Raw genomic sequence first — 12404 nt, 5'->3', positions numbered from 1 at the left:
GTCCGCCTTAATAGGTGAATTTGAGGCCGCCATAGGCCCCGAAGCCGGGTGCAAGGTAGCCGTTCGGGTTCTGGTAGGTCTGGTCGAACAGATTGTCGATGCGTGCGAACACGGTCGCCTGGGGCGTGAGGGCATAATTTGCCGCCAGGTTCACCACGGTGTAGCCCGGCTGGTCGATATAATCGCTGGTGAGGCGCACGATATCCCACCAGGCGGACGCGTAGATCAGCGTGGCGGAGAGATTGAGCTGGTCCGTGGGGTTCCAGTCGGCTCTGACGCTCACCTTGTTGTTCGGCCGCCGCAGCGGCGCGCAGGAAGTGTCGGTCAGCGGCGCGCAGGCCGCCCCGAAGGAGGTGTCCGGCGGCATGTAGCCCACCGCTTCGGTATAGGTGTAGTCCATCCTCAGCTTCAGCCGGTCGGTCACAGCGAAGGCCACGAAGGTTTCCGCGCCCTGTGTCGTCGCGCTGGAGATGTTGATGTTCTGGTAGGTCACCGGGTCGTAGCTGATGAGATTGGTGATGTCGTTGTGGAAATAGGTGGCGCCGAACGTCACCCGGCCGCCGAACGCCTCTTGCTCGAAGCCGATATCATAGCCCGTGCTTTCCTCCGGCTTCAGCTCCGCATTGCCGTAATAGGGGGCATAGAGCTGGTACAGCGAGGGCGCTTTGAAGCCGGTGCCGTAGCTGCCTTTCAGCGTGGTTCCCGTCTCGGGGATGAGGAAGCCCGGCGCGAGGCGGAAGGTGGAATGATCGCCGAACGTGTCGTCGCTGTCGAAGCGGATATTCGCGGCGCCGAAGAAGCGATCCCCCAGCTTGCCCTGGAGTTCCGCATAGGCGCCGGTGTCGCCGGTGCTGGCGGAAAGATCGGTATATTGGGTGGAGGAGGTCATCGCCTCGTTGCGCCGCTCCACGCCAACCAGCAGGTTCTGCCCCGGCGCAAAGGCGAGGTTCGAGCGCAGATAATAGGTCTGCCGGTCGCCCTCATACTGGCCGTTCACGTCGCTGTTGGGCCCGGTGGTGGGGTTGGACGAGGTCGTGGCGCTCACTCCGAACGTGGTGTTGAGCGCGCCGTCCAGCGCCGTCCACACGCCTTCGCCCTTGGTGAAGAACATGCTGGCGAGGCTGGTGGAGCGCTCAGCCGCCGGCAGCCCTTCATACAGCGGGGGCGGGTAGACATCCGGCGTGTAGGCAAGCCGGCTGTCGATATAGCGGGCGACGAAATTGACCGCGAACGCATCGCTCATCTGGAAATCGAGCCGGGTCGAATAGGTCCAGTTGTCATAGGCGTTGGGATTGATCGGATAGCCCGGCGGGACAATGGAGGGCGGCGTCACTGGGATCTCGGTCGAAGAGAAATGGGTGACGTTGAAGGAATAGCCCACTTTGTCCGTTGAGCCGCTCAGCGCGGCCGCCTGGTTGAAGGTGCCGAGCGCGCCGCCTTCCACGTAGCCGAACACCTTGGCCGGCCCCTCGCCCTTCTTGGTGGTGATCGAGATCACGCCGCCGATCGCATCCGAGCCGTAGAGGCCGCTCTGGGGACCGCGCAGCACCTCGATGCGGGCAAGGTCGGTGGCGAGCAATTGGCCGAAGTCGAAGGCGCCGGTGGGACTGGACGGATTGCCGGCGTCGATGCCGTCCACCAGCACCTTCACATGGTTGGAATTGGTCCCGCGGATGAACACCGAGGTCTGCCCGCCCGGCCCGCCGGTCTGCACCACATTGAGCCCCGGAAGCGACTGAAGCACTTGGGGAACCGTGCGCAATTGCTGGCGGTCGATCTCCTCGGCGGTGACGACGCTGACGGAGGAGGCGACCTGGTCCACTGGCGTCGGCATGCCGGTGGCGCTCACCACCACCTCGGGCAGGTCGATGGATTGCGACGCGCCATCGGCGGGGGGCGCCGACTGGGCATTGGCGACGCCGGAGGCGAAGGAGAGAATCAGCGCGACGAGCATGGGACGGCGCGCGGCGCGGCGAACGGGGAAAATCAAGGCGGACGGCATTTGGGCCTCAGCGGGACGAGTGGTCCGTCACCGCGAACGAGGCCTCCCCACGGCCCGGGAGCCGCCTGGATCAACCACCATCAGGACACCCCGCCCAATGTGCACGCGCGTGACCACGGCTGACGGCAGGTCTCCTGGCTCGCGGGTCAGCGTCCATTTCGCCGCCTTCCCAGGCCCGAAGGCCCAGTGGCTGATGACGAAGGACTCGCCGCTTACAGTTGCGGGGGCAGCCGCGGCTTCGCCAACCCCTGTTTCCAGGCGCCGACTCACCGCGTTCCCTTTTGATCCCCTGGGGGAACCGTCGCCTTGACGCTAGCCGCAGGGCGCGCGCACCGTCAAGCGGCACGATCTCAGTGCGGGCCGCTCGATCGCTGGACCGGCCGCTCAGCCTTGCGCGCGTCGGTTCTCATACAGCTTCAGCGCGACGCCCACGGCTTCCAGCAACGGCGTCGGTATCCCGAGGGCTCGGGCGCGCGCGGCGAGATCGCCGATGATCTGGTCGGCTTCCACCGCATTGCCCTGGCTCAGATCGCGATACAGCGACGAGGTCATGGGCGAGCCGTCGCTCGTGAGTTGCGCCTGGGTCCAGGAGAGCAAAGCCGGTCGCGGGCCGTATCCAGAAGCCTCAGCGATGGCGGCGCATTCGGCGACGATGGCGAGGGCTACGGCCTTGCCGCCCGCCGCGGCCACGTCCCCGATGCTGCCGCGCAGCAGGCAGGTGGTGGCGCCAAGGCTCGCGAGGAACACCCACTTCTCCCACATGTCGAGCAGGATGTGATCCGAGAGCTGCGCGTCGAAGCCCGCGCCCTGCATCACGGCGTCAAGGGCTTCGATGCGCGCCGAGCGCGTGCCGCCGGTTTCGCCATAGGTCAGTTCCTGCAGCGGGCTCATCTGCACGATGCGTCCCTCATCGTCGATGCGGCCCATGATCTTGCAGACCCCGCCGAGGAGCCGATCGGCGCCGAAGCGGTCGGCCAGCAGATCCATGTGCTTCATGCCGTTGAGCACGGGCAGGATCATGGTTTTGGGGCCGATGGCGGGCGCCACGTCGACGAGCGCGGCTTCCAGGGCGAACGCCTTCACCGAGACCAGGACGAGGTCGTACGGCCCGGTGATCTGGTCGGCGGTCACGATGCCCGGGTGAAGCGTCACGTCGCCGAGGGGGCTGACGATCTCAAGCCCGCGTGCCCGCAGGCGGGCTGCGCGGTTGGGACGGACGAGGAATGTCACGTCGCGGCCCGCCTGAGCCAGGCGACCGCCGAAATAGCCGCCGGTGGAACCGGCACCGACCACGAGAATACGCATCGCTTGCTCCGATAAACCGATCCGAGTCGGTGGGGTGATCGAAATGTTCTAGCGAAACCAGGATCCCGAGGCGACCGACACGCCCACGACGGCCCCATAAGCGAACAGGCCACAGGCATAGACCGCGAACAGCCAGTACAGCGAACCGGTGGCCGAGAGCACCAGCGCGCCACCGCCCGTCGCGATGATCATCCGCAGCAGGCTGGCCAGAAGCGGCCAGCCGAGGCGCCCCGCGCCTTGCGAGGCGAAATACAGCGTCATGCCGAGCCCGAAGAAGCCGAAGAAGGGTCCGACGATGCGCAGATACACCGTTCCGACCTCCAGCATTTCCGGCGTCGCGTCGAACAGGCCGAGCCATGCGGCCGGCCAGAGCGCGGCAGCAAGGCCCACCGTTTCCGTCAGCGCAAAGGCAAAGGCGCCGCCGATCAGCGCGATCCGCAGCGCGCGCCGGTTCTGCCCGGCGCCGATATTGGTGCCCACCAGCGCCACCAGCGGCCCGCCGAGCCCGAATGCGAGCGGCGGCAGCAGATATTCGAGCCGGGTTCCGGTGCCGAAGCCGGCCACCGCACCGGGTCCCGCATGGGCGGCCACGAGCCCCATGGTGACGGCGATGGTTACGTTCAGCTGGATCGTGTTCACGGCGGCCACCGCGCCGACCTTTAGGATATTCCAGGCATAGGGCAGGTGCAGCCGGGTCCAGGCGAAGCGCGCCACATTGCGCCCGCTGGCCACGTACCAGCCCAGGATCGCGGCGCCGATGGCGTAATAAAGCAGCATGGCGATCGCCCCGCCGGCGATGCCAAAGGAGGGAATCGGGCCAAGCCCTAGGATCAGCGCATAGGAGAGCGGCGCCAGCAGAACCGCGCCGCCGCAGATGACGATGCCGGGTACCAGCATGTTGCCCGTGCCGCGGATGATGCTGGCCAGCGCATTGAATATCCAGAGCAGCACCATGCCCGCGAACAGGATGTGCGAATAGGTGAGCGCGGCGTCGAGAGACGCGCCGCTGCCACCGAGCACGGCGAACAGGGGCCGGCCGAAGAGCAGGACCAAAGCGGAGAAGGTGAGGCCGAAGCCGGCATTGATGAGTAGCGCATGCAGCACGAGGCTGTCCGCCTCGGCCCGCCGCTGTCCTCCGAGGGCGCGGGCGATGGCCGAGGAGATGCCGCCGCCCATGGCGCCCTGGGACATGTTCTGCATCAAGATCAGCACCGGTAGAACCAGCGCCATGCCGGTGAGCGCATCTATGCCGAGACGGGCGATGAAGGCCATTTCGATCAGGCCGGTGCTCGATTGGGCGAGCATCACCAGGATGTTCGGCCACGCAAGGCGCAAGAGCAGGGGCACCACAGGGGCGTCCAGAAGGGCGCGGGTGCGCGACGACATGGCGGCGGCACCCCCGGCCGGGTGCGATTGCGTGGGGGCGGGGCTGGCCGGATCGGTCTGGAGTTTGAGCATGTCTCTGGCTCCAATCGGCCGGGAGCGGTTGCGGAAAACACCGGCGGGATCGCAAGTAGGGGCATATGCCCGTAAATTTGAAAATAGGGGCATATGAGAGTATTCGTCAATTGACGGCCCCGTGAGGAGTTAAGGACATGGCAGGGCGCAAGAACGCGTCGACCGGGGCGGGATGTGAGCCCGCAACGTCCGCCGGCGCTTATCCCAATGCCGGGCGTTGCAACGGCACGGCTTTGCGCAAGGCCACCCGCCGGGTGTCGCAACTGTACGATTCGGTTCTGGCGCCGTGCGGCCTGAAGGGTACCCAGCGCTCGCTGCTGATCCACATCGCGCGGGCCGGATCGCCGACCATGGGCGAGCTTTCCGCTGCGCTGGTGCTCGATCGCTCGGCGCTCGGGCATAATCTCAAGCCGCTGGAGCGCGACGGCCTCGTGATGCTGGTGCCGGATGAACAGGACAAGCGCAGCCGCCGGGTGGTGCTGACGCCGCTGGGCAAGGCGAAGCTCGATGCCTCCATGGCCCTGTGGGCGCAGGCGCAGGCGCGATTCGAGGCGGTGTTCGGGCTCGCCGAGGCAGAGGCTCTGCGCGCATCGCTGGAGCGCATCGCTTCGCCCGAATTCGCCGCCGCGTTCGCAGGCCGTGACCCCCCAGAATAGGCGTTCGCGCGGGCCGCCTCGGACTCAGTCCCGGCGCCGGCATTGCAACGTGATTTGACGCGACAGGGCAGGCATCCTTCTAAGGAAGCGTTCCCGCCCGAACCGAGACTGCTCCCATGACGAAAGCTCCCTTCCGGACCTGGCTCATCACCGGCTGCTCAGCCGGTTTCGGCCGCGTGCTCGCAGAGGCCGTGCTGGCCCGCGGCGATCGCGTGATGCTCACCGCCCGCGATCCGGGAAAGCTCGCGGACCTCGCCGCCCGCTATCCCGAAACCGCGCGCACGGCGCCTCTCGATGTCACCCGTGCCGGCGATGCGACGGCGGCGGTGGCCGCCACCCAAGCGGCTTTCGGCGTGCTGGACGTGTTGGTCAACAATGCCGGCTATGGCTTTCTCAGCGCGGTGGAGGAGGCGGCGCCGGAGGAATATCGCGCTCTATTCGACGCCAATGTATTCGGGCTCATCGAGACGACGCAGGCCGCCCTGCCCCTGATGCGCCAGGGCACGGGGGGCCGCATCGTGCAGTTCTCATCCAACCTCGGGCTCCAGTCGCGCGCTGGCTATGGCTATTACAGCGCCACCAAATTTGCCGTGGAGGGCCTCTCCGAGGCGCTCGCCGCCGAACTGGAGCCGCTTGGCATCTCGGTGATTCTGGTCGAGCCCGGCGCCTTCCGCACCGATTTCCTCGGTCGCTCCATCACATTCGCGGCGGACCGGATTGATGCCTATGAGGAGACCGCGGGCGTGGTGCGCGCGGCTGTGCCCACCCGTGCCGGCGCGCAGCCGGGCGATCCCCAGCGGGGCGTCGCGGTCATCCTTCAGGCGGTGGATGCGGAAAACCCGCCCTTGCGCCTCGCGCTCGGACCGGATGCCCATCGCAACATCCGCGCCAAGCTCGCGCGCGTGGCGGCCGATCTCGACGCGTGGGAGAGCGTGGCCGCCGACACGGATTTCCGCGAATAGCGAGAGCGCGGGCGGGCGCCCCGCTGCGCCCGGCACGGTGCGCCCCTCCCCGCGTGCGGGAAGAGGCGGCTCGGGCACCCGTCAATGCGTCGGGGCTCAGCCGCGGCCGACGAACGGCATCTTGGTGGCCATCACCGTGATGGTCTGTACGTTCGCGCTCAGCGGCAAGCTCGCCATATAGACCACCGCGTCGGCCACGTGCTTGGCGTCGATCATCGGCTCCGGCTTCATCGAGCCGTCCGCCTGGATGATGCCGTTCTTGATGCGCTGGGCCATATCCGTGTCGGCATTGCCGATGTCGATCTGGCCGCAGGCGATGTCATAGGCACGGCCGTCCAGCGAGGTGGATTTCGTGAGCCCCGCGATTGCGTGCTTGGTGGAGGTGTAGGGCGCCGAATTGGGGCGGGGGGTGTGTGCCGAGATCGAGCCGTTGTTGATGATGCGCCCGCCCATGGGGGTCTGCGCCTTCATGATGCGGATCGCCCGCTGGGTGCACAGGAACGGGCCGGTGAGATTGGTGTCCACCACCGTGCGCCATTGCTCGTAGGTGAGATCCTCCATCGGCACGCCCGGAGCGCCAGTGCCGGCATTGTTGAACAGCAGGTCGAGCCGGCCATAGGCCTCCTTTACCGCCGCGAACAAGGCGGCGACGGAGGCAGGGTCGGTGACGTCCGTCGGCACCACCAGCGCGGGCGCGTCGCCAAGCGAGGAAGCGGTCGCCTCAAGCGCCTCGCGGCGGCGCCCGGCGAGGGCCACGCTGTAGCCGGCGCCCGCGAGGGCTTGCGCGACGGCGCGGCCGACGCCGGAGCCGGCGCCGGTGACGAGGGCGATCTTGGTGGTGGCGGTCATGAAGTCTCTCTCCCGAGTGGTCTCGTTTCTCTTTCCGCCGTCCTCGGCCAGCGCCGGACACGGCGGCGCGGACCTTAAGCCGCGCACAGAGTGGCCCGCCATGGAAAGCCCAAGCGGGGAGAGATTTCAATCGTTTTGATTTGGCCAGACCGCCCAGCGCCCCGTGCCGGCGCTCAATCCGGCGCGCGGGCGGCGAGCACCTCGAAATCAATGTAATGGCCGGCGCGGTCGCGTTTGGAGGCGAGGTAGCGCACATTTTCCACCGTCGGCCGGCCGAGCACGCGCTGTTCCGCCACCACGTTCAACCCGGCGGCCTTCAGGGCCGCGATCTTCTGGGGGTTGTTGGTGATGAGCTGCACCGCCGTCACGCCGAGCTGACGCAGCATTTCGGCGGCGAAGTCGAACCGCCGCTGGTCGAGCCCGAAGCCGAGCACGGCATCGGCGTCATAGGTGTCATAGCCCTCGGACTGGAGCTTGTAGGCACGCATCTTGTTGGCGATGCCGTTGCCGCGCCCTTCCTGGTCGAGATAGAGCAACACGCCGCCGGTGCCGCGCGCCATGCGCTGGACCGTATCGCGCAATTGGTCGCCGCAATCGCATTTCAGGCTGCCGAACAGATCGCCTGTGAGGCAGGCCGAATGCAGCCGCACCGGCACGGCCTGGGAGAGGTCCGGCTTGCCGACGATGATCGCCACCTGATCGCGCAGGCCCTCGCCGCCCCGAAACACCACGAATTCAGTCTCTGGCGCGCCTTCCAGCGGCACTGGGGCGCGGCCGACGATGGTGAGGCTGGCGGCCTGGTGGGCGCGGAAGGCTGCGATGTCGGCGCCACCCACCCGCAGCACCTGGTCCAGTCCGATGCCGTCGCTGGGCGCGAGGATCGCTGCGGGCAGCACCAACGCAAGGCCGAGCAAGTCGAGCGCGGCCAGGTCGAGCGCGGTCGCGGGGGCGACCGGCGCGTCGATACGCGCATCCACCTTGAGGGTCAGCATTCCCACCCGTTCCGGGTCCATCTGGGGTAGGGAGATCGAGCCGTCATCTTCGCGTGGAGCGCCGAGGCGGGACAGGCGCGGCCCCGGCAGCACGAGGCGGCCGATGCCCTGGACGTGTTCGGCGAAAGCAGCGGCCATTGGCGCGTCAAAGGCTTCGGCGCCGATCACAAGCGCGCGATCCTCGCCCTGCGACAGCAGGACCGGCCGGCCGGAGCGCAGTTCGGAAATGGCGCGCTCAACAGCGGTGATACGTGGATCCGCACGACCGAGAATATTCAGACTAGGGGACATTACAGCCTCTTCACCCACTAACATGTGCCACGGCCGCGTTTCTGCAAGCCCCGTCGTGCCATCCGGCCGCCCGCCGCGCCACGTCCCGAGGGATGCGCGTGCTGCCGTCGTCACCAAACGGTGCCATTGCCGTTGCGTTCCCAACCATTCTTGCCCGGCGCGATCCTATCGCGCGATACGCCGGCCCCTGCATCCGGCAGCGCCCGTTTATGCTAAGTCGGGGGCGATGCAGAACTATGACCCATTCCTGAGCTTGAGCGCGAGTGCCCAATGCGCGGATCGCTCCCTCGTGATCGGCCAGCTCGGCCAATCGCTGGACGGGCGTATCGCCACGGTTTCAGGTGAATCCAAATACATCAGCGGCGGGTATGCGCTGGACCATCTGCACCGGCTGCGCGCGAGCGCCGATGCGGTGCTGGTGGGGGTCGGCACGATCGTCGCCGACGACCCGCTGCTGAACGTGCGCCGGGTGCCGGGCAAAAATCCTGCCCGTGTCATCATTGATCCGTCCGGCCGGCTCGATCCCGCAGCCCGCTGCCTGGGCGCGGACGGGGCCCGCCGCCTCGTGCTGCGTCGTCCTGAAGTGACGGGCGCACTTCCCGCCGGGGTGGAGGCGGTGGCGGTGGCCGCCGACGCCTCTGGACGCATGACGCCACAGGCGATCCTGGAGGCGTTGCGGGCACAGGGCCTGTTCCGCATCCTGGTGGAGGGTGGCACGCGCACATTGTCGTCATTTCTCGATGCCGGCTGCATGGACGGCTTCCATGTGCTGGTGTCTGCGGTCATTCTCGGCTCCGGCCGTGCGGGCCTTGAGCTTGCGCCCATCGCCGCGCTGAAGGATGCGCTGCGACCGGCGAGCCGGGTCGAGGTGTTTCCCGACGGCGACGTGCTGTTTGCGTGCGATCTGCGCCTGCCGGCGGCCCGGGGCGCTGAAGTTTCAGACATCGGCACCGGGGACGGCCGCTCCCCCCATGAGGACGGGACGCGCGACCATGAGCGAGCCGCAGGTCATTCCTTATTCTCCGCCGGCTAGGTGGATTCACTGGATCACGGCGGCGGCGGTGCTGCTGGTGATTCCGTTCGGCTTCATCATGCTGCGCCTGCCGGACGGCCCGGCACAGGACCGGCTTTTCGATCTCCACCGCTCCATCGGCTTCACTATCCTGTGCCTCGCCGTGCTGCGGGTGGCGGTTCGGGTGGTGAAGGGCAAGCCGCCCCGCCCACCCGGCCTGCCGGATTGGCAATGGGCCGCCTCGAACGGCGTCCATCACCTGCTCTATGTGCTGATCTTCGTGATGCCGCTGCTCGGCTGGGCAGGCTCGTCCGCCTATGGCTCGGCGGTGAGCGTGTTCGGCCTGTTCACGTTGCCGGCCATCGCGCCGAAGAATGACGGCCTCTCCGACCTCTTGAACGGCGCCCACCAATATCTCGGCTATTTCACCGCCGCGCTGGTGACGCTCCACATTCTCGCCGGTCTCTACCACGGCATCGTCCGACGCGACGGCGTGCTGTCGCGCATGCTGCCGCAGCTCAGCCGGGGCTGAGCGGGGGCGCCGGGTGCGGCCAGGCGAGCAGATCGGCGTGGCCGATCTCGCAACTGGCATGTCGGCGCGCGTTCAGCCAGGCGGACACGGTTTCTTCCGCCAGCAGCCCGGTCTGCGCGACCGCACCGGCCGTGCCCTCGGCGAGGGCGGCCACCAGCTGACCCTCGCGCGGGCCGAGCCGCCAGGGGCTACTCTCCTCCCGCGTGCCATAGCCCTGCGCCTGAAAGGCTTCGGCCAGTAAAGCGCTGGCCTGTGGACCGGCGGCCGGGCCGAAGCCCTTGTCGCGGGCCTGATGGGCCTGGAAGGCGCGGGCGATCTCGCCATCGGCCGCATGGCCGGGATGCCACGCATCGCGGCCGTCGCAGGTCAGCACCGTGTAGAACAGCGCGCCGCGCTGCGCGACCTGCGCCGCGAACCGGGCGATCCAGTCGGCGGAGACGAGGTCGAAGAAGGCCGAGGCGGTCACGAGATGCGGCGCCGCCGCCCCGATGGAATCAAGGCCGACGGCGGGATCGGCGGCGAGGTCGGCCTGGGCGAAGGCGATGGCGATGCGCCGCTCCGGCCCTTTCAGAACCAGCCGGGCGCCTGCGGCATGGGCCGCCATGCCCTGTTCGGCGCCCCAGGCGGCCAGGGCGGCGCGTGCCGCCTCCAGCAGGGTGGGATCGTGATCCAGCAGCCGCCAGCTCTGGCGCGGGCCGAGCAGCGGCGCGGTGGCGCGCAGGTTGGAGCCGGTGCCGGCGCCGAGATCGACGATGCGCTGTTCGCTTTCCGCGCCGCCCGCGTGCCGGGCCAGACGCAGCGCGAGATCGGCGGTGAGGCCAGCGTGGCGCGCGGCCATGTCCGCAGGCTCGCGCAAGGCCAGCCATTGGGTGGAAAATCCAGTCATGACAAAGTCTCCGGCGCTGCGGCGCTCTTGAGCGCGCCGGCGATGAGCTGGGCGGTCTGGTCCCAATCGGGCAGCATCTGCCCGGCGGCGAAGGCGGCATCGGCGAGGCGTCGGCGCTCTTTTGGAGAGAGCAGGCAGATGCGCAGGGCGCCGGCGAGGGCCTCCACGTCGCCCGGGGGCACCTTCAGCGCGGCGCGGTCCGGCACGGTCTCGTTCGCCGCGCCGCCGGTGGTGCAGACAATCGGCAGGCCGTGGCGCATCGCTTCCGCCAGCACCATGCCATAGCCCTCGAACAGCGAGGGATGGACGAACAGGTCGCTCGCGGCGAACGCCTGCGCGAGCTTTTCCGGCGGCTGCGCCCCCGCGAGGGTGATGCGCGCATCCAGACCATGGGCGGCGATGAGGGCGCGCACCTGCGCCACTGTCGCGGGGTGCAGGTCCAGGCTGCCGATGATGGTCAGGCTCCAGGAGACGCCCTTCAGTCGGCCGAGGGCCTCAAGGAGCACGTCATATCCCTTGCGCGGGATAAGGGAGCCCACGGCCAGCAGGCGTGGCGGGTTGCCGTCTGCCGGCGCCCGTGCGGTCGCCGCGGAGCCCGGCAGCGCGATGGTCAGGCGCGCGGGATCGATGCCGAATTCATTGCAGAGCGTGCGCCCGGTTGCCGGGCTGGTGGCGATGACATGGACGCACTGGGCGAGGGCCGCGCGTTCGCTCGCCGCGAGGCGCGCGCGCTCTTCGGCCGAAAGGCCCGCCTCCAAAGCGAGCGGATGGTGGATGAGTGCGACGATGCGCCGGTTCAGCGCCGCGAGCCCTTCCGCCGGCAGGGTGCCGAGGGCGAGACCGTCGATCAGCAGCAGGGTCTGTGGCGCGGTGGCGGCGACGGCGGCCAGGGCTTCGCCCACTTGCGCGTCGGTCGGGGCGGGAAAGCCGGCCGGCAGGGCGAGATGCGTCAGCGAAAGGCCGTCCATCGGAAAGCGGCTCAGCACCGCGCGGTCATAGGCATAGCCGCCGGTCGGCAGATCGAGGTCGCCGGGGATCGCGAAGGCGGCCGCCATCATGCGGCGATATCGCCCTCGTACCAGGCCCGCGCCACATGGGATTCATGCAGCGTCACGCGCAGCTTGGCGAGCGCATCGCCGCCCGTGCCCAGGGCGCCGGTGCGCGCCGCGTCCGCCATGCGGTCGAAGATATGGCGGCACAGCACTTCGGTCGTGGTGTTGCGACCGGCGAATTCCGGCAGGTCGTCGAGATTGCGATAGGTGAGGGGCCCGAGCACCGCTTTGAGCGCATCGAGGGCGCGGCCGATGTCCACCACCACGCCCTCGGCGGTCAGCTCGCGGCTGAAGAACGCCACGTCCACCACGAAGGTGGCGCCGTGCAGCGCCTGGGCCGGGCCGAACAGATCGCCCTTGAAACTATGGGCGATCATGATGTGGTCGCGCACTTCCACTGCATACAT

General features: G+C 68.3%; 12 protein-coding genes and 1 riboswitch. Of the genes, 4 read left to right on the top strand and 8 right to left on the bottom strand.

Annotated features, from left to right (window positions below; all coding sequences use genetic code 11):
- Positions 1 to 7 precede the first annotated feature (7 nt).
- The 3 genes from V5F78_RS19425 to V5F78_RS19415 all read right to left on the bottom strand — a co-directional run bounded on the left by V5F78_RS19425 (position 8) and on the right by V5F78_RS19415 (position 4765).
- Complete coding sequence (locus V5F78_RS19425; protein WP_394070260.1) at positions 8 to 2002, bottom strand: TonB-dependent receptor plug domain-containing protein; 1995 nt, start codon at positions 2000 to 2002, stop codon at positions 8 to 10.
- Positions 2003 to 2109: 107 nt separating this feature from the next.
- Positions 2110 to 2319, bottom strand: a riboswitch (cobalamin riboswitch).
- 67 nt (positions 2320 to 2386) lie between these two features.
- Positions 2387 to 3307 (bottom strand): 2-dehydropantoate 2-reductase, encoded by a 921-nt coding sequence (gene panE / locus V5F78_RS19420; RefSeq protein ID WP_394070258.1) that lies wholly within the window; start codon positions 3305 to 3307, stop codon positions 2387 to 2389.
- A gap of 48 nt (positions 3308 to 3355) precedes the next feature.
- Positions 3356 to 4765 carry an MATE family efflux transporter gene (locus V5F78_RS19415; RefSeq protein WP_394070257.1) on the bottom strand — a complete coding sequence of 470 codons (1410 nt, stop codon included), beginning with the start codon at positions 4763 to 4765 and terminating at the stop codon, positions 3356 to 3358.
- A 137-nt stretch (positions 4766 to 4902) separates the two neighbouring features.
- On the opposite strand from V5F78_RS19415, the gene V5F78_RS19410 reads away from it, so the two are divergent.
- Together V5F78_RS19410 and V5F78_RS19405 are read left to right on the top strand one after the other, a co-directional pair.
- Positions 4903 to 5421: a MarR family winged helix-turn-helix transcriptional regulator gene (locus V5F78_RS19410; RefSeq protein WP_394070255.1), complete on the top strand. Its 519-nt coding sequence runs from the start codon at positions 4903 to 4905 to the stop codon at positions 5419 to 5421.
- Positions 5422 to 5537: 116 nt separating this feature from the next.
- The gene (locus V5F78_RS19405) at positions 5538 to 6383 is read left to right on the top strand and encodes an oxidoreductase (protein WP_394070254.1); all 846 of its coding nucleotides are present in this window, start codon (positions 5538 to 5540) and stop codon (positions 6381 to 6383) included.
- 96 nt (positions 6384 to 6479) lie between these two features.
- On the opposite strand, the gene V5F78_RS19400 is transcribed toward V5F78_RS19405, so the two are convergent.
- Both V5F78_RS19400 and ribA read right to left on the bottom strand, forming a co-directional pair.
- Positions 6480 to 7232 carry an SDR family oxidoreductase gene (locus V5F78_RS19400; RefSeq protein WP_394070253.1) on the bottom strand — a complete coding sequence of 251 codons (753 nt, stop codon included), beginning with the start codon at positions 7230 to 7232 and terminating at the stop codon, positions 6480 to 6482.
- Between the two features lie 173 nt (positions 7233 to 7405).
- Positions 7406 to 8515 (bottom strand): GTP cyclohydrolase II RibA, encoded by a 1110-nt coding sequence (gene ribA / locus V5F78_RS19395; protein ID WP_394070252.1) that lies wholly within the window; start codon positions 8513 to 8515, stop codon positions 7406 to 7408.
- Positions 8516 to 8741: 226 nt separating this feature from the next.
- On the opposite strand from ribA, the gene V5F78_RS19390 reads away from it, so the two are divergent.
- A complete protein-coding gene (locus V5F78_RS19390) occupies positions 8742 to 9548 on the top strand; it encodes a RibD family protein (protein ID WP_394070250.1) in 807 nt (268 codons plus the stop codon).
- Positions 9508 to 10059 carry a cytochrome b gene (locus tag V5F78_RS19385; protein WP_394070249.1) on the top strand — a complete coding sequence of 184 codons (552 nt, stop codon included), beginning with the start codon at positions 9508 to 9510 and terminating at the stop codon, positions 10057 to 10059. Before V5F78_RS19390 ends, V5F78_RS19385 begins: the two co-directional genes overlap by 41 nt.
- Here V5F78_RS19385 and V5F78_RS19380 read toward each other — a convergent pair.
- Genes V5F78_RS19380 through V5F78_RS19370 form a run of 3 tightly spaced genes read right to left on the bottom strand, consistent with a single transcriptional unit; the run spans position 10046 to position 12404 of the window.
- The gene (locus V5F78_RS19380) at positions 10046 to 10945 is read right to left on the bottom strand and encodes an SAM-dependent methyltransferase (RefSeq protein ID WP_394070247.1); all 900 of its coding nucleotides are present in this window, start codon (positions 10943 to 10945) and stop codon (positions 10046 to 10048) included. The two genes, V5F78_RS19385 and V5F78_RS19380, sit on opposite strands and share 14 nt — an antisense overlap.
- A complete protein-coding gene (locus V5F78_RS19375) occupies positions 10942 to 12003 on the bottom strand; it encodes a glycosyltransferase family 4 protein (RefSeq protein ID WP_394070246.1) in 1062 nt (353 codons plus the stop codon). The genes V5F78_RS19380 and V5F78_RS19375 overlap by 4 nt, the downstream gene beginning before the upstream one ends.
- Positions 12000 to 12404, bottom strand: a complete 405-nt coding sequence (locus tag V5F78_RS19370) for a 6-pyruvoyl trahydropterin synthase family protein (RefSeq protein WP_348843777.1) — start codon at positions 12402 to 12404, stop codon at positions 12000 to 12002. Before V5F78_RS19370 ends, V5F78_RS19375 begins: the two co-directional genes overlap by 4 nt.

The organism is Roseixanthobacter glucoisosaccharinicivorans (assembly GCF_043195095.2).
Lineage (GTDB): Bacteria > Pseudomonadota > Alphaproteobacteria > Rhizobiales > Xanthobacteraceae > NCEH01.
Note: the sequence above shows the minus strand (reverse complement) of the source record. Positions and strands in the feature narration are given on the sequence as shown.